A 19,066-nucleotide genomic window follows, 5' to 3' on the forward strand; every position below is an offset into this window, starting at 1 on the left:
CTCAGTATGTATATCATGAAAACTGGGTTAAATTGACACAGCCATGTCCGGTTAAAATGCCCCCGGATGTCATCGGGGCATATTTTTTTACTACCGAAAAGTACACTATGATAGGAGGTTCTTACATGAAAGTACGGCCATTAGCAGACCGTGTTTTAGTAAAAGTCGACAAGGTAGAAACTAAAACCGCAAGCGGGATTATTATTCCCGACACCGCCCAAGAAAAAACACAGACGGCAGTTGTCGTTGCCGTCGGCGATGATAAAGAAAAGATTAAGGTGTCAGTCGGTCAAAAAGTAATGCATGATAAATATGCAGGAACTCAAATTAAGATTGACGGTGAAGAATACTTAATTTTAAAAGCAGGCGATATTGTCGCGGTAATTGAATAACCGTTACACCGGCACAGCCATGCACAAAACCGGTATAGCCTACGAGGCATACCGGTTTTTTTATGCGGTACTTATGTTCCCTCCAACTGTCTGACACTGCCTGATTGAAAAAGTTTACTTTCCGCTATAAGATAAAACACGCTAAAAAGTGCAGTAGGCTACCCGTATTACACAGTCTACTATGCACTAATATGCGAAGAAAGGGGCTGCAATATGAATTCCTATAACAGTTTATTTTTCCGGAGCCGACCGGAAAAACATACGGACATAACAAAGCTTCGAAAATGGCATATCGATACCGTACCGTTAATTATGGGAGCTATGCTTCTTTGCTGTATGCTGTGCAGCACCGCTTGTGCTTCAATACAAACGGATATCCGGTACTCCGGCGATGCAGGAGCTGTCCGTGAAAAATCGCTTGAAAGCATTGAAGCCGGTCTTGTTTTACAGCGGGTACGGTATAATGCCGAACAACTCAAACGGATACAGACCGATATCGAAACCCTTTTGCAGGAACCGTCTACCGACTCTTCGTATTTAGCACGGCTTTACGCCCTTTCTGCAGATGCCTATCTATTACAACAACGGCCGGACGAGGCGCGCAAGCGGCTAACAGTCGCCGTCCGGCAAAATGAATATGACGAATATGTGCAGCTGGTTTCGGCCCGGCTCATTTCCGATCTTGAAAAACGGAAGTTATATTTAGAAGAGCGGCTTGCACAAAATCCGGCATATTACCGGCTTCAAGCGGAATTGGGAGGACTCTATTTTGCAGCCCAAGATTATAGGAATGCGCTTGCAGCCTTTGACGCCTCTCTTTCATTTTTACCTGAGGTATATCAACAGCTCTACGGTCAGCAGCGCGAACAGAGCCTACAACTGTATACAATAGACGGTACAGCCGTTCGGCAATCGTCCGAAAAAATATTGCAATCATCGCCGCTTTTATTAGTTGACATGGCGGCGCTTACGCAAGATTCTACAAACGCTCTTGACTTTATAACCGGTACGGTAGAATGGAAGCCGCCGCTGCTTGCCGATTACCTGCAAAAAAACGGGTGGTATCATCCGGAGCGGGACGTCTTAAAAGATTTTGCATCAAAAAAAGATGCCGCATTATTTTTGTGGCATCTCATTGTGGGCAATAATGAGACCCGCTTAAAGAAATACACACGCTATTACACCAGCAAGCGGCGGCTCCCCATACCTGATGTGATGATGGACGAAATTTACTTTGACGCTATCGTCGGTACGGTAGAGGAAGACGTTATGCCGCTTGCAGACGGTAAAAACTTTGAACCCGATAAGCCGGTTAGCGGCATGGAGTTTTACCGCTGGCTTTTAAAAGCCGATGCTCTCCGCTAAATATATGGCAGCTAAATGTGAGGCGCCCTTTACAACATGCTCTTTACATGGCCTTTACACCGTCTGTAAAATGTGTAATAGTTGCGGATATAGGAGTCAATAATGGAAAAATTTGTTTCGTGGGATGTCAGCTATGATGTTGGAGTTCCGAGTGTAGATAAGCAGCATCGCCACTTAGTAGATTTAATCAATAACTTATACAATGCCTGTCTTGGAGAGAAAGCCGAGCTTGAAGAAACGTTTAGGGATGTGATGAAAGAACTGGTAGACTATGTAATGATTCACTTTAAAGATGAAGAAGTTATTATGGAGCAAATGAATTACCCCGGTCTAAAAGAACACAAACAAAAACATGAACTATTTATTAAAGAAATTTTAAAATCCGTTAATGCCTATCAAAACGGCAAGCAGTTTGTCCCCAATTCATTTGTCCGTTTTTTACGCGACTGGCTGTTTAATCATATTTTAATCGATGATAAAGCTTGGGCACGTTATTACTTTTCAATAAAAAAATAAAAGAAGTCGCTGATACTTTTAATTTTAGAAGTTTCTATCGAATCTATCTTACCGAATATATCTTATGAAAAGGGCATCCTAAAAGCTGCAAACTTTTAGGATGCCCTTTTCATATCGAATAGTTTTAGCGGGTAACGATGCGGATAAACCGCTTTTTCCCTGCGCGGAGAATGAGCTCACCTGTTTTGTCCAAGACGGCGGCGGTAATAACCGCTTTAAAATCGGTAACCGGCTGACCGGCCGCAAGGGCGCCCCCTTGTTCTATTAAACGGCGGGCATCGCTTTTGGTGGCGCATAAACCGCTTTGAACAAATAAATCGACAACCGGAATGCCCTGTTCAAATACGGCTCGGTTCATTTCTATCGTCGGCATTGCGCTCTTATCTCCGCCGCCGCCGAATGCGGCTTTAGCGCCGGTAAGCGCTGTGTCGGCTTCGTCTTTTCCGTGTATTTCTTTGGTAACTTCCCATGCAAGTCGTTCTTTTGCCTCGTTGATATTGCCGGCGCAGATGCGGTCGATCTCTTCTATCGGAAGGAAGGTAAACAACAACATGAACCTTCGCACATCGGCGTCGTCAACATTCCGCCAGTATTGGAAAAAGTCGAATACGGGAGTCATCTCTTTGTCTAAAAAAAGTGCACCTTTTTCGCTCTTTCCCATTTTTTTGCCGTCGCTGCGGGTAATAAGCGGGAAGGTTAAACCGAATACCTCATCGCCGGTCTTGCGGCGTACTAAGTCAACCCCTGCGACAATATTTCCCCATTGATCGTCGCCCCCTATTTGCAGGCAGCAATGATGTTTTTGATGCAGCATTAAAAAGTCATAGCTTTGCAAAAGCTGATAGTTAAATTCAAGGAAGGACAACCCCGTTTCCATACGTATCTTGTATGCTTCAAATGAAAGCATTTTATTAACCGAAAAACAGGAGCCGATATCCCTAAGGAAATCGATATAGTTTAAGTCGGCCAGCCAGTTTTTGTTGTTTTCGGGAAAGGCTGTTTTCCCGTCAAAGCCGATAAAGCGGTCTAGTTGGGCTTTTATCTTTTCAACATTTTCATCAAGCTGCCGATAGTCCAGCATTTTGCGCATTTCGGTTTTTCCCGAAGGGTCGCCGATACGACCCGTACCTCCGCCCAGCAAGGCAATACCGATATGCCCCGCGTCGCGTAAATGCCTAAGCGCAAACTGGGGAACAAGATGCCCGATATGCAGGCTGCCGCCGGTAGGATCGGTACCGATGTAAAACGTAACCGGCCCTTTATCCATTAATGCGGACAGCGCTTCCACATCAGTGCATTGCTGAAAAAATCCGCGGTCTATTAATGTCTGTAAAGCTTTATTCATAACCGGATAATACTCTTTTTTATAAATAAATGCAACTTTTGATAAAAAAAACAGCTTCCGGTATACCGGAAGCTGTTATGATGATGCAATAATTGCTTATGTTACCGGCAGAGCTGATAACATAGCGCAGCAAACAAGTTATTTATTCATAAATTTGAGCAGGTCGATAACGCGGTTGGAATAGCCCCATTCGTTATCATACCATGACACTACTTTGAAGAAGCGCTTTTCGCCCGGAAGGTTATTCTGGAGCGTTGCCTTGCTGTCATAGATGGAAGATCGTTTGTCGTGAATAATATCGGTGGAAACGATGTCTTCGTTGCAATAGCCTAAAATCCCCTTCATATAGGTTTCGGAAGCTTTCTTGAATGCTGCATCCAACTCTTCAATAGAGGTATCTTTTGTTGCGCGGAAGGTTAAATCGACAACCGAACCGGTGGGGGTCGGTACGCGGAATGACATACCGGTCAGCTTGCCCTTTGTTGAAGGCAATACCTCGCCGACAGCCTTAGCAGCGCCGGTAGTAGACGGAATAATATTGATAGCAGCAGCCCGTCCTCCGCGCCAGTCTTTCATCGAAACACCGTCAACGGTCTTTTGTGTTGCGGTATAAGAGTGAATCGTTGTCATCAGTCCTGTTTCAATTCCGAAACCTTCTTTTAAGATAACATGAACGATAGGAGCCAAACAGTTGGTGGTGCAGCTCGCATTGGAAACAACGTGATGCTTTGCGGGGTCATATTCGTTTTCGTTGACGCCCATAACGATTGTCTTAATGGGCTTTGCGGCATCGGCGCTCTTGCCGGGTGCGGAAATAATAACTTTCTTTGCCCCCGCTTCCAAGTGTCCGTACGCTTTTTCGTTTGTATAAAGGCCGGTACTTTCGATAACAAGATCGATGCCTAATTCCTTCCACGGGAGCTGTGCAGGAGTTAAGCCCTTACCGGAGACGCATTTGATTTCGTGGCCGTTAATCACTAAGATATCTTCACCCTTAGTACCGATTTCGGCATTCATCTTGCCCTGTACGGAATCATACTTGAGCTGATATGCAAAATACTTTGCATCGGTTGAAAGATCGACAACAGCAACGACATCGAATTTATCCTTTCCAAGCAAATTCTGTTCAACCAATGCCTGAAATACGAGCCGGCCGATTCTGCCGAATCCGTTAATAGCTACTTTCATATTTATCTCCTTAGTAATACTTAGAAACACGCCAAAGCCGTTAAACGATTATGCGGCTGTTCCTTGTGTCCCTATAAAGCTTTTTTTAACTGTAAATAAAAAGAGGGTGGCTGTCAATATCGAGTATTACCTTTCCGTAGAGGCGGCAATTTCGCCGTCGGCGAGTTTAATACGAAGCCGACCTGCGGCTGCCGCATCCTGTGTACGGCGGAGCACCAGTCCCGTTTGCCTATCATAGACGATGGAATACCCTCTGTTGAGAATTTCCTGCGGATTTGCCCCTTCAATCGTACGGGTCAGCAACGCGAGCCGGTGCTTCGTATCGGTCAGTCGCGCCTGCATCGAATACAATAGATTTTCCTTAGCGTCGTCAAGGCGCATCAAAAGCGGCTGTTCGATACGGCGGAATTTCATTTCGAGCGACTCCGGCGTGAAGCCTTTGATGGTAAGCCGAATCCGTTCCAATATGCCGCCGATGCTGCGCAGCATATCATCCTGTAGTTGGGTTATCGTGCCGGTAATGTCGTCCAAGACCGGTACGGCAAGCTCGGCGGCGGCAGACGGGGTAGGGGCGCGTACGTCCGCGGCAAAGTCGGTAAGCGCCCAGTCGATTTCGTGCCCTACTGCGCTGATAACAGGAATTTCCGAAGCGGCAACGGCGCGGACAACTGCCTCATCGGAGAATGGCAGAAGGTCTTCCAGTGAGCCGCCGCCTCTTCCGATAATGATAAGTTCCCCGAGCTTATACCGATTAGCGGTTTCCAGCTGGCGGGCTAACACAGGCGCCGCCTCCGCTCCCTGCACGGGAGCGGGCAGCACGGTAACGCTTACCGTGCGGTTCCTGCGCGAAAGCACAGTGAGAATATCGCGCAGGGCGGCGCCGGTGGGGCTGGTAATCACGGCGATACGGAGCGGGAAAAACGGCAGCGGGCGCTTCCGGGCTTGGTCAAAAAGGCCTTCGCGCGCAAGTTTTTGCTTCCGCTCTTCCAGCATTTTCAGGATAGCGCCCTCTCCGGCAAGCTCCATCGTTTCAACGATAACCTGATACGAACCCCGCTGTTCATATACCGATAGCGAACCTGATACCACAACCTTGAGCCCGTCTTTAGGTTCAAACCCGAGCGTCCATGTACGGCCTTTAAACATCACCGCTTGCAAAGCGGCTTTTTCATCTTTTAGGGTAAAATAGAGGTGCCCTGTGCTTGAAGGGCGGCAGTTGGAAATCTCTCCGGCGATGCGGAGAGAGGTAAAATTCTGCTCGAAAAGCGATTTGATAATGCCGGTAATCTCTTGTATCGAATATACGTGATCCATACCGGCATCATATCATAATACTATAAAAAATCTAACTGCGTTCTTAGAATTTCCTTTTAGATTTGTTTGCGATATGTTTTATTTAAACAACGAACGGGGTACAACGATTTCCGGCATACCGGAAGAATACGGCCCGACTTGATATTGACTGAAGATAATACGAACAGCATTTTTTTCCAGCTTAAACACCGAAAAATTTTCCTTTGACGGTTCCGTTCCTTTATTGATCCAATCCTCGTCGGAAACGAAAGTTTGTTTTTTTACCTGATCATTTAACTGCTTGCGCGCCTCGGTTGAAAGTGCGGAAAGCCAATCTTTCCGGGTAGGCTGCACGGCTTCTTCCAACGAAAGCAGTTTTTTTGTCTGCTTGCTGTATGTAACCGGGATAAGGGAGGTAGTCCCATGCGCACCACCGGTAAATTGATAGACATTCAATAGAAAACTGATGTGATTAGCATCCTCGTATACCGAGCTGCTGTCCATATCAAATTCAAAAGCTTGCGGATAGGCGGGAGCTTCCGCAGAAAAGAATTCATTATTAAAAGCTTCGAGGTTCTTTTGCACGATATCCGAAACCTGCGCATTAAGGAGCTGTTCTTTTTCAAAAACCGGATAGTCGATATCGGCCTCATAGCTTATTCCCTGTTTCTTGTCTTTACCGTTATCCTTCTTATCCTTCGCATAGACGGCAAAGGGAAGACAGCACAACATCAAAATCAAACCGAATGTTGAACTAATACGTAAAGCGGGGTGAAGATTTTTCATTTTTTATTCTCCTGTAAACATTTTTTGGGGAATCTCTAAAAACTGCAGTCTTTAGAGGTTTTCCTTAGATGTAATTTGCGTGCATTATAAAACAAAAAGTCGGTGTCGGCTATCTTGATTTTTGAATACTGCACCGATAACGTATAAAACATTTGTAAAACCTGAAAGGTTACCGCAAGGAAAACGCCGGTTGAACAGCTTGTTCGTTCCGTATTTGCTTCGGCGATATTGAGCCGTATACATATTTAAAGTAAAATACCGCCATGTCTGGAAATACATTCGGAATAATCTTTAGAGTTACCACATTCGGCGAAAGCCACGGAGCCGCAATCGGCGTTGTTGTTGACGGGTGCCCCGCCGGTATTCCGCTGACTTCCGAAGATTTTACCGCCGCGTTTAATGCGGCGAAGCCTTCGGGTGTTTTTGAAACCGCGCGGCGCGAACCGAATACTCCCGAAATCCTATCCGGTGTATTTGAAGGCACAACGCTTGGAACACCGATTGCGGTGCTGCTGCACAACACGGACGCGCGTCCGCATGACTACGACACGCTGAAAGACATATACAGACCCGGTCATGCGGATTTTGCCTACGAGGCAAAATATCTCCGCCGCGACTGGCGCGGCGGAGGACGCGCGTCGGGGCGCGAAGCCGCGGCACGGATTGCCGCAGGGGTTATCGCCAAAAAAGTGCTGGCTTTGTATACGAGGGTCCCGATTACAATCGAAGCTGCTGCAATAGAAATCGCAGGACTTCCTTGCAAACCGGTTTCCGCATCCGATGAGCTTCCGGTGGAAATCAGCGCTAAACTGACAGCAATTAAGCAGGTAGGAGATTCCGCCGGAGCCATCGTGCAGTGCACGGTACGGAATGTCCCCGCCGGCCTCGGCGAGCCGGTCTTTGACAAGCTTGAAGCGGAACTTGCTAAAGCTGTGCTTTCTATCGGCAGTGTTAAAGGCATTGCATTCGGAGCAGGTTTTCAGCTTGCACGTATGTCCGGTTCGGAAGCAAATGCTCTCGATAAAAATCATCACGGGGGGATTGCCGGCGGCATCTCCGACGGAAAAGACATTGTGTTTCAGGCGGTTATAAAACCCGTCCCTTCAATCGCTCAAGGACAGCTGATGGAAAACTCCTCCGGGGAACGTATAACATACGTAATCACGGGGCGGCATGATGTCTGCCTTTACCGGCGGGTTATGCCTGTCATCGAAGCGATGACGGCAATCGTACTTGCGGATATGCTGTTGCGGCAAAGAGCAGGCAGCAGCTTGCTATAATACGTACAATAGGGGATCTCTATTCTATTATTTAATTTTCTATACTAACGGGATTGATAATGAACACTCGCATTAAAATTCATGAAGGTAGGAATAAAAAAATCAGATAAATAAAAATGAGACTAGGCGGATTCGAACCGCCGGCCTTCAGATCCGGAATCTGACGCTCTATCCAGCTGAGCTATAGTCCCAAAGTCTTTTTTATAGTACACAAGACGGTATTCGATGTCCGCGCATTGCCTTTTCAGGAAACTTTTAAACAGTAAGCGTATACAGTTCTTTTTCTTCGCGATCTATGCGCAGCAAAAGTGCATCCCGAACTTTTTTGAAAGTCCGCTTAAATTCATCGATATTCGCAAGTATTTTTGACGGCGTGTTGAATTTTTTATGAAAGGCGAGATACGAATCCGCTATGCCGGTCATTTCATTCATATATGATCGGGTAATCGATCGAATTTTCTCATCGCTGCTCTCCAATAATTTCGGATAAACAAAATGATCCTCGGAGGCAAGGTGCATATTCAATACACCCGTTGTTTTATTAATAAGCTCTGCAATTAATGGAGCATTTGCCTTGTCTATAGTACCGTTTACAAGGTTGGTTAGCTGGCGAAGGTAATCTTGCATGACCCGATGCTTTGTTATGTATAAATCCATGTCCATATCATATCTCCTAACGGTTTATAAATGAAGTATCTATCTGTACGGAAAACTCAATTCCCTTGTACTCCTTATCAAAGTATGTTAATTATGGATGAAGATACTAAAATAACAGCGAAAAGACAAGTAAGACTGATCCTACAACGCTTTAAGATAGCACAATACTTTTTGCGGGTTTGCCTGTACGCGCGTTTGTAGGCGCTCAAAAGCTTCTTTTGTTTCGGTTGCGGAACCGCTTAACAGCAAAGCATTCCGCTTCCACAGAAACCAAAGATAATGCATTTCAGGATGAACATACAGCCGCTTACGTTCCAGCTCGGACTGTAGATCACTGCCAAGTTCAAGATGATTAGCTTCCCCCGACAGCCAAAACAGCCCCGCATCACAAAAGCAGATCACAATCCGCCGGAAACCGCGAGCCGCCGCATCATCGTTGACAAAGTCTTTTACAATAAGCTGAATTGCTCCAAGAGACAAATCATACCCTTCCAAACGCAGCGCCTTCCTCAATGCGATAAGATCTTCCCGTATCGATGCACGTACCGCATCATTTTTCCCTGTTTGCAGCTGTTTACGCCATACGGCAAATTGCTGCTCATAGTTCTGCTGCAAAGGGGTAGACGCAAGAAAATGCTCCGTTTCGGAAAGCAATTTCCAATCGGATTGAAAGCTATCCCGGAGGTTATTCAAAAGTCTTGTTGTAAGTTTTTCCGGCATACGGTATGATATATTCCTCTCAATATGAAAATAGTGGTAACGGCAGATATCCATGCAAACATGGAAGCGCTCAACGCTGTGCTGGATTCCGTCAATGGACAGTACGACGGCTTTATCTCGCTTGGCGATATGGTCGGCTACGGCCCCGATCCCGAAGCCTGCATTCAGCGAGTAAAAGGATTGAAAAAACATATCCGTCCGTGTATTCTTCTGACAGGTAATCACGAAGAAGGATTGCTTAAAAGGCTTCCGTCCGACTGGTTCGGCGAGAACGCCCGCCGCTCTCTAAAAAAAACTGCACAGCTTATTTCATGGAAAAGCCGATTCTTTTTGGCAGGCTTGCGTCCTCTCTATTTTTTATCCGAAAAGACACTGCTTGTACACGGCTCTCCGTTGGAACCCGTCACCGAATATCTGCACGGCGGGCAAGAAACAGCCGTATCGCTCCGGTACCTGTGTGCAGAAGGTTTTAAACTCTGCTTTTGCGGACACACGCACCAAGCTGCTGTCTACTACATCGATCGGGGATGCTACGATGCATTATACCCCGAACCGGAGCAAACGGTAACACTCGATAAAGATTGCTGTATCATCAATCCGGGCAGCGTCGGCTTTCCGCGCGTATTAGACGCAGTAGCGGGCAGGGCGGCGGAGCTTGCCGATAAAACGCATTTCCCTGCATATTTCGCACTGTGGGATACTACAGCCCGCACAATCACCTTTAAAGCGGTATATTATGATGTCCGCCCTACCAATGAAAAAATAAGCCAACGGCTGGGAACTGCTTTATTGTAAACGATATCGTAAAATCGATCAGGCTGTTATCTTTTTCCCCTTTTTTTATGGTTCTAGTCCACTACCCCGTTTTTTAAGCATATATCATTAAGACTACATCCGGCACAATCAGGATTTCGAGCTTTGCAGACATATCTGCCGTGCAATAGTATCCAATGATGCGCGTCCAGCAAAAATTCTTCGGGCGTTACGCGCAGTAAATCCTGCTCAACCTCAAGCGGAGTTGTTCCCTTCGACAGCCCGATACGCGGAGCTGTACGCAGAATATGTGTATCGACCGCTATTGCCGGTTCTCCGAATCCTACATTCAGCACAACATTAGCTGTTTTCCGCCCGACCCCCGGAAGGCTTTCCAATGCGGTACGGTCATGCGGTACCTCAGAATGATATTGGTCTATCAGAATCTTACTGAGCGCGATAATCCGCTTTGCCTTTGTCGGGTATAAATTGATGGAATTGATATAGCTTTTCAGTCCCTCTTCGCCGAGTGAAACCATTTGCTCCGGCGTATCAACCTTTTCAAAAAGAGGCGTGGTTGCTTTGTTTACCCCAACATCGGTTGCCTGTGCCGAAAGCACCACGGCAACCAGCAATGTATAGACATTATAATTCCTTCCGTCAGGTCACTATTTCTTTGTCCGGCTATCATTTTATTTCCTTCAAAAAATATAATGGTCAACAGACCGGTTAAAATAGACCTAACAAGGCAGGCATGAAATACGGGAAACAACAAGAAGTTTAATATTATTAAAAGAATGAGACTAGGCGGATTCGAACCGCCGGCCTTCAGATCCGGAATCTGACGCTCTATCCAGCTGAGCTATAGTCCCAAAGGTTTTTTTATAGTACACAAGACGGTATTCGATGTCAAGCCCTTGTTAAAGCCTTGCTAAAATTTCTCCTTGTTTAAAACAGGCTTTTTCATTATTATGTGTCCATCTATGATTGTAACACGTTTACCTGAAAACCTTTCCGGCTATCATATACACATGATCGGTATTAAAGGAACCGGTATGGCAGCCTTGGCGGAACTGCTCGTTTCGCGGGGGGCAAAGCTGACCGGCAGCGATGTCAGCGATGAATTTTATACCGATGCGCTGCTGCGCAAGCTGCACATACCGGTCAGCAGTCCGTTTGACCCTTCAAATATTCCCGCTTCAACTCAGCTTATCATATATTCAACGGCGTATACGCCCGACAAAAACTCTGAGCTGCACGCTGCTGCGGAGCAAAACATTCCGCGCATGAGCTATCCCGAAGCGTTAGGCGCTTTTTCCGCGCACAGTTATTCGGCGGGTATTGCAGGTGTCCACGGCAAAACGACAACTACCGGTATCGCGGGAACGCTGTTAAAGGATTTAAACTTGAGCGTTTCCGTATTGGCGGGCAGCGCTGTGTCCAACTTTGGCGGTGGGTGTACGGTGATCAACGGTTCAAAATATTTTGTCGCCGAAACCTGCGAATATAAACGCAACTTTTTGTTCTTTCATCCTCAAAAAATAGTCCTTACCAGCGTAGAAAGCGATCATCAAGATTACTATCCTCAATATGAAGATATATTGACCGCTTTTTTACAATACATCGACCGCCTGCCTCAATTTAACGAACTGATCTATTGTTCCGACGATGCAGGAGCGCGGGAGGCGGCAAAGCTCACCTTTTCTTCCCGTCCCGACCTTGTCTTAACACCCTACGGGAAAACGGCGTACGGCGATTACGGCATTAAAACCCTCGGTATCAAGGACGGGCAATCCGTGTTTTCCCTGCATGGCTTTGACGGGGAATTCCGTATCGGCATTCCCGGAGAGCATAGCGTGCTCAATGCCGCCGCCGCGGTTGCACTTGTAATCGGACTTATCAAACAGGAGCGGAAAGAAGTTACCGCCGCCGATCTTGCCTCAATCAGAAACAGCCTTGCTTCGTTTAAGGGAGCAAAACGGCGCAGCGAAATTTTAGGAGAAGTAAACGGAATCCTTTTTATGGATGATTACGGACATCACCCGACTGCAATTTATAAAACACTCAAAGGTATCCACGAGTTTTATCCCAACCGGCGCATCATCGCGGACTTTATGTCGCACACCTATTCGCGCACTGCAGCGCTGCTTCCCGAATTTGCCGACGCTTTTTCTTATGCCGATACGGTTATCCTGCACAAGATATATGCCTCCGCACGGGAAAAATACAACGGTTCGATAAACGGTAAGACTTTGTACGAACAAATGAAAAAGCGGCACAAAAAAGTTCATTACTTTGAAGAAATTATGGATGCGAAGGACTTCGTAGAAAAAGAATTGCGTCCAAACGATTTGTTTATCACCGTCGGTGCGGGCGACAATTGGAAGCTCGGCCGTGCCGTTTATAACGACTTACTCGAAAAGGCACACGTATGAAAAGTATGACAAGCTATGCCTATCTTGACGGCACGGTAAACGGCACCGATATTTCTTGCGAGCTTAAAAGCTATAACTCCCGATATTTGGATCTCAATATCAATATTCCGTCTACAATGACTCAGCTTGAACCTTTTTTGCGTAAGTATTTTTCCAAGCAAATCATACGGGGAAAAGTCGATTTTTATCTGCGTTTAAAGAAGGTGCACAGCGAGCAACCCATTCTACCCAATATCCCCCTTGCGCAGGCGTATTATAAATCCATTGCCGATATTGCCCGTGCGCTGGGCATGGAAAGTCAAATTACGCTCGATCTGATTTTGCGGCAGGAAGGTGTGCTGCAAATCGATAAAGATTTTGATGAAGAGCTTTGGCAAAAAGCCCTTGTGCCTATCCTTGATGAACTGATCGGAAAATTCAACAGCTGCAGAATTGAAGAAGGAAAAGCTTTATACGCCGATATACGAAAAATGCTTTCCGTCCTTTCAGATTCGGTTACCGAGATTGAACGGCACGCAGCTAAAATGGAAGAACTTTTTTCTGCAATGCTGAAAAAGAAATTTTCCGAACTTATGGAACATGAACCCGATCATCAGCGCGTTATGCAGGAAGTTGCGGTGCTGCTCGTCAAGTATACGATTAATGAAGAAATTATACGGGCAAAAGCTCATATTGCCGCTTTAGAAAAAGAAATTACCCTGAACGAAACGCCCGGGCGGAGGATTGATTCCCTGTGTCAGGAAATCAATCGGGAAATCAACACCATCGGCTCTAAAAATCAGCTGACGGAGATTGGGCAGGCGGTGATCTCCGCTAAGGATGCGCTGGAAAACATCCGTGAGCAAGCGCACAATATCGAATGAGGAATGCACCGATGAAAAACAACTACGTTATTCCTGCAAAGAAAAAACTGCGTATTGCAATTTCAGGCGCCTCCGGCTGCGGCAATACGACGGTTTCAACCTTGCTGGCAGATGCATTGGGTATCCGATGCATCAATTATACCTTTAGGAATCTCGCAAAAGAATTGGGCATTCCGTTAAAAAAAGTAATTGAACAAGCTAAGACCGATTTCAGCTTTGACCGTATTGTCGATAACCGCCAAGTAGAGCAGGCGATGAAATCTTCCTGCGTACTCGGTTCCCGTCTTGCAATTTGGATGCTGAAGGAGGCCGATTTAAAAGTGTATCTCTATGCCTCCGCAGAAGTACGCGCCGAACGCATCTTTAAGCGGGAAGGCGGCAGCCTTGAACATATCAAGGAGTTTACCGCAATGCGGGACAGCGACGACACCCGCCGGTATAAAGAGCTGTATAATATCGACAATACCGATTATGCCTTTGCCGATATGCTGATCGATACGGAGCATTATACCCCCGATCTGATTGTCGGCCTTATTATAGACGAGCTTTTAAAGCGGTCGCTCATTGTCAAAAAATCTTATGAATACCCTTGAAGCAGTACCTACCCCCGATTATGCCGATTTTCAAAAAGCAATTTTAGATTACTATGCTGCACACGGACGTTCTTTTCCGTGGCGCACGACAAACGACCCGTATTCAATTCTTGTCTCCGAATTTATGCTGCAGCAAACGCAGACCGAACGGGTCGTTGAAAAATACAACCGATGGATGGAGGTGTTCCCTACCGTCCAAGACCTCGCGGCAGCTTCCCTTGTGCAAGTCCTCGAACAATGGGTAGGACTTGGGTACAACCGCCGTGCGCGCTTTTTACATCAGTGTGCACAAACCATTGCGAGCGAATACGGCGGAATTGTTCCCGATTCTCCCGAAGCGCTTCGAACGCTTTCGGGGATCGGTCCCTACACGGCTGCCGCTATTTCGACATTTGCTTACAATAAGCCCAATGCATTTATCGAAACGAATATCCGCGCGGTGTTTATCTTTTTCTTTTTTAAAGACAGAAGCGGTATCAGCGATAAAGAAATATTCCCGCATATCGAAGCGTCTTTGTATACGAAAAATCCGCGGCTTTGGTACTACGCGCTTATGGATTACGGTGCGGAATTAAAAAAGAAAACCGTCAATCCAAATAGGAAAAGCAGGCACTATACTAAGCAATCCAAGTTTGAAGGGTCGGTCAGGCAAGCGCGCGGCGCGGTAATCAGAACCCTTACGGCGCACAACAACCAAGAATATGCGGAACTGTACGGCAACACTCAAACGGAAAAGCTGTTATTCGATAAGGCGCTCGACGGTTTAATCCGCGAAGGCTTTGTTGCCGAAGAAGGCGGCAGGTATTCAATTAGCAAGTAATTATGAATTATGAATTCGCTTGCGTATTCGGTAAGTATTTGCCTTCATAATCTATTTGTTATATAGTAACGTATCTCTAAAAACTGTATTTTTTAGAGGAAACTGATAATCATAATTTAATAATCATTTCCAAATGTGCTTTTTATTCTATTAAAATACGTAAAAGTAAAAATTGCGGCATCTCTAAAATAGACCTTCGGATAGGGCAGCCTTGCTGTGTACCTGGAAGAATAGGGATACCCTGCGCGGCTTAAATGGTGCTGCCGGAAAACTTTTGCCGTGATGCGGCGGAAGGGGAAAAAGAGGAGCGCTTCCTTCGAGAATACGAACAATCCAAAAGAAAAGGACTCATCGCCTTTATCACGGTGATTGTGCTGTTAGCTTGTGTATTCGTCGCATCGTTTTGTATAGGACGCTTCTCGATTACTCCTATACGTGTGTTACAAAGTATTGGAAACGGCATTAAAAACGGTATAGGCGAACTCTCTAAATGGGGAACGACGGAGGACACGGTTGTGTGGTTGGTGCGGATGCCCCGTATCTGTGCGGCCATTCTGGTAGGTTCTGCTTTGGCGGTAGCCGGCGCTACATATCAGGGATTATTCCGCAACCCGATGGTTTCTCCCGATATTTTAGGGGCATCGGCCGGGGCAAGTGTGGGCGCAGATGATTTTGAATTATGAAACGCCGAAATTAGACTGATTTTCGACAATTTGGAGATTTAACTATGAAACTAAGCGCAAGAAATCAATTCCCCGGTACCGTGACTAAGGTAGCCGAGGGAGCCGTTAACGGTATTGTTACTATCGATGTGAACGGAACGCCCGTGCCCGCGACCATTTCTATGAACTCCATTAAGGAGCTGGGACTGGTGCCGGGCAAAAAAGCTTATGCCGTCATCAAAGCTACGGAGGTTATGGTCGGCCGCGGAGAGCATCTGCCTTTGAGCGCCCGCAACCAATTTCCCGGCAAGATACTGGGAGTGGAAAAGGGAGCTGTAAACTCAATTGTGCGTATAAGCGCGCTGGGCGGCTGCACCATCTCCGCAACCATTTCCAACAACGCCGTAGAGGATCTTGCTTTGAAAGAGGGCGAGAACGCTCTGGCTGTTATCAAGGCTACATCCGTTATGGTCGGTATCGATTGATTTGTACGAGGGTTTAATACCCCGGTACTCTGTGCCGTAATAGAAGGGTATTAAAACCGGCTACAATCGCCTTATGAGGCAAAAAGCTTGCGGGCTCAATAGGGGCTTGCAAGCTTTTTTTATTTCCTGGTAATGAGGAACGGCGTTTATGGGTATCCGGTAAGCTCCATGCATTAAACTTTATAAAAAAACATTTGACAGATGGAAATTTCGGGTATATCCTGTATATAAAGTTATGAAAATGTTTTCTAAAAACGTTTTCATAAAATAACTCTTTAGGTGAGGATGATATGAAAGCGTGGGAATATATTTACGATTTAACAAAAAATGCCGTTCCGGTTGTGTTATCGGATGAGGAGCAAACATGGGAGGCGTCAAATGCTGCCGAAAAGCAGGTTGACGGCCAGCTCCGTCTATACTGGGCAAGTCATGTTCCCGGATCCCATGCCCCTGAAAGCGTTGTAATAGCGGCGGTTCAATCTATGGAAGCTTTAGGCTGCGATGTAACTGCGGCGGAGCAGCTGATACCGGAAGGGCTTTCCGCACTCAAGCAAAATGATATGAAGGCGCTGCAACGGATTACCGCCCGCATATTTAATATCCTGTTTCTGTGCCCGAGCGATACTTCGAGTGACTATTGGAAAAGTAAACTGTATCAAAGCTTCAACGAATACGAACAAGCGGTTGTCTTTCCCGAAGTAACGACGGCGGTATTGCCGCATAACATACTGTATGACAAAACAAAAGCCGCATGGCTCGGCCGTTTATGCGGCGGCGGTTTGGGAACGGCGCTTGAAGGCTATACGACGACACAGCTGCAAAAAAAATTCGGCGAAATCCGCACCTATGTGCGTAACCCGAATACTTACAACGACGATATAACATACGAAATTGCATTTCTGGAGGCGTGCTGCAAAGCACAGGGAATGCCGACAAGTGCCGATATTGCCGACCAATGGCTGGAGTTAATCCCTTGCGGATGGTCGGCCGAACAGGTTGCATTGGATAATTTACGCAGAGGAATGTACCCTCCGGAAAGCGGAACGTTTAGGAATCCCTACCGTGAATGGATAGGAGCGCAGATGCGGGGAGCCGTATGCGGTCAGGTAGCTCCGCTAAACCCGCAGAAGGCAGCATTGCTTGCATGGCGTGATGCGGAAATTTCACATCACGGGAACGGAATCCTCGGAGAGGTGTTTAATGCCGTACTGCTCAGTCTTGCATACGGGGAAGATCCCATACGGATATGTTTGGAAAAAGCCGTTTCCTGTATCCCTAAGGATTCGGAATATGCCTCCGTGCTTCATTTTGCATTAGGGCAATGCATGAAGAAAAACGATTTTTATACGGCATGGGCTGCCTGTGAAGAAAAATATAAACGGTATAATTGGATTCACGCATATCCGAATGCGGCGGCGGAAGTAGTTGCGTTGTATTTCGGCAAGGATAATTTTAACGATGTGATGCATTATATTGCAATGTGCGGTCAAGATGTCGATTGCAATGCAGCACAACTGGGGGCTGCACTCGGAGCAAAATTGGGCACAAAGGGAATTGAAGAACGCTGGACTGATCCTTTCGGCGATGAAATTGTAACCTATTTACGAGGAAATAAAACGGTAAGTTTGCAAGAGCTTATCAACAAGACCATAGCGGTCGTAAAACAATTGGAGGATGTATGAAAAAGATTATGTGCGTCGGTCTATTTGTACTGTTAAGCATGTCTATGTTTGCTTTCGGTGCAAAAGAGAGCAGCGGTTCAAAGGAACCGAGCATTGCGTTGATCATCAACGGAAACCTTGGAGACAAGTCTTTCCACGATTCTGCAAACAACGGTATGAAGATGATCGCAAACGACTTGCATTGCAAAACCAAGGTAGTCGAAGTCGGTTATGACGATTCCAAATGGGAACCTGCATTACGCGATTTGTGCGATGAAAAACATGACGTTATTTTCTGCGGAACGTGGCAAATGCAGGCGCTTGTATCAAAGATAACAAAGGATTATCCGAATCAAAAAATCATTGTCTACGATACGACAATGGATTATGCTTCCGATTCGGCAGGTTTATTCAAGAACACCTATTCGATGGAATACAAGCAAAATGAAGGTTCCTTCCTTGCAGGTGTACTTGCTGCCGAAATGACCAAGGGAAAAACAATCGGTTTTATCGGCGGTATGGATAATACGGTTATCCTTGATTTCTTAGTCGGTTTTATACAAGGTGCAAAAACAGTCGCTCCCGACATCAAGATTATTTCTTCTTTCGTCGGAAATTTCAGCGACTCGGCAAAGGCAAAAGAGCTTGCGTTGACGCAGTACCAAATGGGTGCGGACATTATATTCGTTTGCGCATCGAATGCCGGTGAAGGAGCCCTGCAGGCCGCAAAAGAGAAGAATAAATTTATTATCGGTGTGGACAGCGATCAAGCGATGTTGTACAAGCAAACCGATCCCGTTTTATCAAAGCTCATTATCTCTTCCATGCTGAAACGGGTTGACAAATCCATGTATCTTGCAATGAAAGAAATTCAAGACAATACATTGGTATGGGGAACACGCGTGGCATTGGGAATAAACGAGGGATGCGTCGGTCTCGCCGATAACGAAGTGTATCAGTCTCAGGTGCCTGCCGCAATTCGTAAGCAGATTAGCGATTACGAAACGCAAATTAAAAACGGGAAAATTACCGTTAAAACTGCGTTCGGTATGACTCCTGCCGACATAACGGCATATATCGATTCTGCCCGTCCATAAATTACCAATAGGACTGTTCAAAAACTACAGTTTTTGGACAGTTTCCTTAGATTTCACTGCGATGTTTAAAATTAAGTCATTACTGTACAAAGGCTTAATTTTAAACTCGTCGGGGATGGCGAAAAAGTAACCAACTTTTGAGACATCCCCAAGGC

General features: G+C 46.1%; 19 protein-coding genes, 2 tRNA genes and 1 pseudogene. 13 read left to right on the forward strand and 9 right to left on the reverse strand.

All coding sequences use genetic code 11. The features are described 5' to 3' along the window. Positions 1-125 precede the first annotated feature (125 nt). The 3 genes from HMPREF1222_RS10065 (at position 126) to HMPREF1222_RS10075 (ending at position 2,273) form a co-directional block, all read left to right on the forward strand. Complete coding sequence (locus HMPREF1222_RS10065) at positions 126-392, forward strand: co-chaperone GroES (RefSeq protein ID WP_006188806.1); 267 nt, start codon at positions 126-128, stop codon at positions 390-392. Positions 393-605: 213 nt separating this feature from the next. After that, entirely contained in the window at positions 606-1,757 is a 1,152-nt protein-coding gene (locus HMPREF1222_RS10070; RefSeq protein WP_016519313.1) for a tetratricopeptide repeat protein, read from the forward strand. A 102-nt stretch (positions 1,758-1,859) separates the two neighbouring features. Then, positions 1,860-2,273: a bacteriohemerythrin gene (locus tag HMPREF1222_RS10075; RefSeq protein ID WP_006188804.1), complete on the forward strand. Its 414-nt coding sequence runs from the start codon at positions 1,860-1,862 to the stop codon at positions 2,271-2,273. A 124-nt stretch (positions 2,274-2,397) separates the two neighbouring features. On the opposite strand, the gene tyrS is transcribed toward HMPREF1222_RS10075, so the two are convergent. The 4 genes from tyrS to HMPREF1222_RS10095 form a co-directional block, all read right to left on the reverse strand. Further along, positions 2,398-3,618, reverse strand: coding sequence for a tyrosine--tRNA ligase (gene tyrS, locus HMPREF1222_RS10080; RefSeq protein WP_016519314.1), 1,221 nt, complete (start codon positions 3,616-3,618; stop codon positions 2,398-2,400). Positions 3,619-3,756: 138 nt separating this feature from the next. Then, positions 3,757-4,806: a type I glyceraldehyde-3-phosphate dehydrogenase gene (gap, locus tag HMPREF1222_RS10085; RefSeq protein ID WP_016519315.1), complete on the reverse strand. Its 1,050-nt coding sequence runs from the start codon at positions 4,804-4,806 to the stop codon at positions 3,757-3,759. A 126-nt stretch (positions 4,807-4,932) separates the two neighbouring features. Further along, positions 4,933-6,120, reverse strand: coding sequence for an exodeoxyribonuclease VII large subunit (gene xseA, locus HMPREF1222_RS10090; protein WP_016519316.1), 1,188 nt, complete (start codon positions 6,118-6,120; stop codon positions 4,933-4,935). A gap of 78 nt (positions 6,121-6,198) precedes the next feature. Continuing rightward, positions 6,199-6,885 (reverse strand): DUF3298 and DUF4163 domain-containing protein, encoded by a 687-nt coding sequence (locus tag HMPREF1222_RS10095; RefSeq protein WP_016519317.1) that lies wholly within the window; start codon positions 6,883-6,885, stop codon positions 6,199-6,201. 263 nt (positions 6,886-7,148) lie between these two features. Here HMPREF1222_RS10095 and aroC point away from each other — a divergent pair, with 263 nt between their 5' ends. Continuing rightward, positions 7,149-8,165, forward strand: a complete 1,017-nt coding sequence (gene aroC, locus HMPREF1222_RS10105; protein WP_016519318.1) for a chorismate synthase — start codon at positions 7,149-7,151, stop codon at positions 8,163-8,165. 117 nt (positions 8,166-8,282) lie between these two features. Here aroC and HMPREF1222_RS10110 read toward each other — a convergent pair. The 3 genes from HMPREF1222_RS10110 to HMPREF1222_RS10120 form a co-directional block, all read right to left on the reverse strand. After that, positions 8,283-8,356: transfer RNA gene (locus HMPREF1222_RS10110), tRNA-Arg, on the reverse strand. A gap of 64 nt (positions 8,357-8,420) precedes the next feature. Beyond that, positions 8,421-8,828: a hemerythrin domain-containing protein gene (locus HMPREF1222_RS10115; RefSeq protein WP_006188795.1), complete on the reverse strand. Its 408-nt coding sequence runs from the start codon at positions 8,826-8,828 to the stop codon at positions 8,421-8,423. 135 nt (positions 8,829-8,963) lie between these two features. Beyond that, positions 8,964-9,542: a hypothetical protein gene (locus tag HMPREF1222_RS10120; protein WP_016519319.1), complete on the reverse strand. Its 579-nt coding sequence runs from the start codon at positions 9,540-9,542 to the stop codon at positions 8,964-8,966. A 24-nt stretch (positions 9,543-9,566) separates the two neighbouring features. Here HMPREF1222_RS10120 and HMPREF1222_RS10125 point away from each other — a divergent pair, with 24 nt between their 5' ends. Continuing rightward, entirely contained in the window at positions 9,567-10,337 is a 771-nt protein-coding gene (locus tag HMPREF1222_RS10125; protein WP_006188793.1) for a metallophosphoesterase family protein, read from the forward strand. A gap of 53 nt (positions 10,338-10,390) precedes the next feature. On the opposite strand, the pseudogene nth reads toward HMPREF1222_RS10125, so the two are convergent. Next, positions 10,391-10,942 (reverse strand): annotated as a pseudogene (nth, locus tag HMPREF1222_RS10130) (endonuclease III); the annotation flags it as partial. Positions 10,943-11,093: 151 nt separating this feature from the next. After that, positions 11,094-11,167 (reverse strand) — tRNA-Arg (locus HMPREF1222_RS10135). Positions 11,168-11,278: 111 nt separating this feature from the next. Here HMPREF1222_RS10135 and murC point away from each other — a divergent pair. The 8 genes from murC to HMPREF1222_RS10175 all read left to right on the forward strand — a co-directional run bounded on the left by murC (position 11,279) and on the right by HMPREF1222_RS10175 (position 18,911). Continuing rightward, on the forward strand, positions 11,279-12,730 hold the full coding sequence (gene murC / locus HMPREF1222_RS10140) for a UDP-N-acetylmuramate--L-alanine ligase (RefSeq protein ID WP_016519321.1): 1,452 nt from the start codon (positions 11,279-11,281) through the stop codon (positions 12,728-12,730). Next, a complete protein-coding gene (locus tag HMPREF1222_RS10145) occupies positions 12,727-13,593 on the forward strand; it encodes a YicC/YloC family endoribonuclease (protein ID WP_016519322.1) in 867 nt (288 codons plus the stop codon). The genes murC and HMPREF1222_RS10145 overlap by 4 nt, the downstream gene beginning before the upstream one ends. A gap of 11 nt (positions 13,594-13,604) precedes the next feature. Beyond that, positions 13,605-14,186: a (d)CMP kinase gene (cmk, locus tag HMPREF1222_RS10150; RefSeq protein ID WP_006188782.1), complete on the forward strand. Its 582-nt coding sequence runs from the start codon at positions 13,605-13,607 to the stop codon at positions 14,184-14,186. Further along, positions 14,173-15,006, forward strand: a complete 834-nt coding sequence (locus tag HMPREF1222_RS10155; RefSeq protein ID WP_016519323.1) for an HhH-GPD family protein — start codon at positions 14,173-14,175, stop codon at positions 15,004-15,006. The genes cmk and HMPREF1222_RS10155 overlap by 14 nt, the downstream gene beginning before the upstream one ends. A gap of 254 nt (positions 15,007-15,260) precedes the next feature. Next, complete coding sequence (locus HMPREF1222_RS10160; protein ID WP_016519324.1) at positions 15,261-15,689, forward strand: iron chelate uptake ABC transporter family permease subunit; 429 nt, start codon at positions 15,261-15,263, stop codon at positions 15,687-15,689. 44 nt (positions 15,690-15,733) lie between these two features. Next, on the forward strand, positions 15,734-16,153 hold the full coding sequence (locus HMPREF1222_RS13195) for a TOBE domain-containing protein (RefSeq protein WP_016519325.1): 420 nt from the start codon (positions 15,734-15,736) through the stop codon (positions 16,151-16,153). Positions 16,154-16,443: 290 nt separating this feature from the next. Then, on the forward strand, positions 16,444-17,835 hold the full coding sequence (locus HMPREF1222_RS10170; protein WP_016519326.1) for an ADP-ribosylglycohydrolase family protein: 1,392 nt from the start codon (positions 16,444-16,446) through the stop codon (positions 17,833-17,835). Beyond that, complete coding sequence (locus tag HMPREF1222_RS10175) at positions 17,832-18,911, forward strand: BMP family ABC transporter substrate-binding protein (protein ID WP_016519327.1); 1,080 nt, start codon at positions 17,832-17,834, stop codon at positions 18,909-18,911. The genes HMPREF1222_RS10170 and HMPREF1222_RS10175 overlap by 4 nt, the downstream gene beginning before the upstream one ends. Positions 18,912-19,066 lie beyond the last annotated feature (155 nt).

Source organism: Treponema vincentii F0403 (genome assembly GCF_000412995.1).
Lineage (GTDB): Bacteria > Spirochaetota > Spirochaetia > Treponematales > Treponemataceae > Treponema > Treponema vincentii.

What these genes read in the sequence shown, in the direction of transcription:
- gap (WP_016519315.1), bottom strand. Translation starts at nt 4,806, where the DNA reads ATGAAAGTAGCTATTAACGGATTCGGCAGAATCGGCCGGCTCGTATTT.
- xseA (WP_016519316.1), bottom strand. Translation starts at nt 6,120, where the DNA reads ATGGATCACGTATATTCGATACAAGAGATTACCGGCATTATCAAATCG.
- HMPREF1222_RS10065 (WP_006188806.1), top strand. Translation starts at nt 126, where the DNA reads ATGAAAGTACGGCCATTAGCAGACCGTGTTTTAGTAAAAGTCGACAAG.
- cmk (WP_006188782.1), top strand. Translation starts at nt 13,605, where the DNA reads ATGAAAAACAACTACGTTATTCCTGCAAAGAAAAAACTGCGTATTGCA.
- HMPREF1222_RS10145 (WP_016519322.1), top strand. Translation starts at nt 12,727, where the DNA reads ATGAAAAGTATGACAAGCTATGCCTATCTTGACGGCACGGTAAACGGC.
- HMPREF1222_RS10075 (WP_006188804.1), top strand. Translation starts at nt 1,860, where the DNA reads ATGGAAAAATTTGTTTCGTGGGATGTCAGCTATGATGTTGGAGTTCCG.
- HMPREF1222_RS10155 (WP_016519323.1), top strand. Translation starts at nt 14,173, where the DNA reads ATGAATACCCTTGAAGCAGTACCTACCCCCGATTATGCCGATTTTCAA.
- HMPREF1222_RS13195 (WP_016519325.1), top strand. Translation starts at nt 15,734, where the DNA reads ATGAAACTAAGCGCAAGAAATCAATTCCCCGGTACCGTGACTAAGGTA.
- HMPREF1222_RS10160 (WP_016519324.1), top strand. Translation starts at nt 15,261, where the DNA reads ATGGTGCTGCCGGAAAACTTTTGCCGTGATGCGGCGGAAGGGGAAAAA.
- HMPREF1222_RS10125 (WP_006188793.1), top strand. Translation starts at nt 9,567, where the DNA reads ATGAAAATAGTGGTAACGGCAGATATCCATGCAAACATGGAAGCGCTC.
- tyrS (WP_016519314.1), bottom strand. Translation starts at nt 3,618, where the DNA reads ATGAATAAAGCTTTACAGACATTAATAGACCGCGGATTTTTTCAGCAA.
- aroC (WP_016519318.1), top strand. Translation starts at nt 7,149, where the DNA reads ATGTCTGGAAATACATTCGGAATAATCTTTAGAGTTACCACATTCGGC.
- HMPREF1222_RS10095 (WP_016519317.1), bottom strand. Translation starts at nt 6,885, where the DNA reads ATGAAAAATCTTCACCCCGCTTTACGTATTAGTTCAACATTCGGTTTG.
- HMPREF1222_RS10070 (WP_016519313.1), top strand. Translation starts at nt 606, where the DNA reads ATGAATTCCTATAACAGTTTATTTTTCCGGAGCCGACCGGAAAAACAT.
- HMPREF1222_RS10120 (WP_016519319.1), bottom strand. Translation starts at nt 9,542, where the DNA reads ATGCCGGAAAAACTTACAACAAGACTTTTGAATAACCTCCGGGATAGC.
- murC (WP_016519321.1), top strand. Translation starts at nt 11,279, where the DNA reads ATGATTGTAACACGTTTACCTGAAAACCTTTCCGGCTATCATATACAC.
- HMPREF1222_RS10175 (WP_016519327.1), top strand. Translation starts at nt 17,832, where the DNA reads ATGAAAAAGATTATGTGCGTCGGTCTATTTGTACTGTTAAGCATGTCT.
- HMPREF1222_RS10115 (WP_006188795.1), bottom strand. Translation starts at nt 8,828, where the DNA reads ATGGACATGGATTTATACATAACAAAGCATCGGGTCATGCAAGATTAC.
- HMPREF1222_RS10170 (WP_016519326.1), top strand. Translation starts at nt 16,444, where the DNA reads ATGAAAGCGTGGGAATATATTTACGATTTAACAAAAAATGCCGTTCCG.